This is a genomic window from Gemmiger sp. An194 (assembly GCF_002160145.1).
Classification (GTDB): domain Bacteria; phylum Bacillota; class Clostridia; order Oscillospirales; family Ruminococcaceae; genus Allofournierella.
On the sequence record NZ_NFKA01000048.1, the window covers coordinates 1 to 743 of the forward strand.

Below are 743 nucleotides of genomic sequence, written 5' to 3' on the forward strand. Positions count from 1 at the left end.
TGCGGCCGCGTCTGCCCTCAGGAGACCCAGTGCGAAGGCAAGTGTGTTCGCGGCATCAAGGGCGAGAGCGTGGGCATCGGCCGTCTGGAGCGCTTCGTTGCCGACTGGCACCGTGAGCACAACACCACGGCCCCCACCGTTCCTGAATCCAACGGCCATAAGGTAGCCATCATCGGCGCCGGCCCCAGCGGCCTGACCGCCGCCGGCGATCTGGCCAAGATGGGCTACAAGGTCACCGTGTACGAGGCTCTGCATCTGGCGGGCGGCGTGCTGGTGTACGGCATCCCCGAGTTCCGTCTGCCCAAGGCCATCGTGCAGAAGGAGATCGAGGGTCTGCAGGCCATGGGCGTGGACATCGAGACCAACATGGTCATCGGTAAGGTGCTGACCATCGACGAGCTGATGGGCGACTACGGCTACGAGGCCGTGTACGTGGCTTCCGGTGCAGGTCTGCCCCGCTTCATGGGCATCCCCGGCGAGAGCTTGAAGGGTGTTTACTCCGCCAACGAGTACCTGACCCGCGTAAACCTGATGAAGGCTTACCAGGAGGGCAGCAAGACCCCCATCAAGAAGAGCAAGAACGTGGCCGTTGTAGGCGGCGGCAACGTGGCCATGGACGCTGCCCGCAGCGCCAAGCGCCTGGGCGCTGAGAACGTTTACATCGTATACCGCCGCGGCATGGAAGAGCTGCCCGCCCGTAAGGAAGAGGTGGAGCATGCCGAGGAAGAGGGCATCATCTTCAA

Annotated in this window: 1 protein-coding gene; it reads left to right on the forward strand. The window is 63.7% G+C overall.

Translation table 11 applies throughout. From position 1 onward, the window contains the following. Nucleotides 1–743, forward strand: a 743-nt coding sequence (locus B5F28_RS14360) for an FAD-dependent oxidoreductase (protein WP_158097616.1), incomplete at both ends; no start/stop codon positions are given.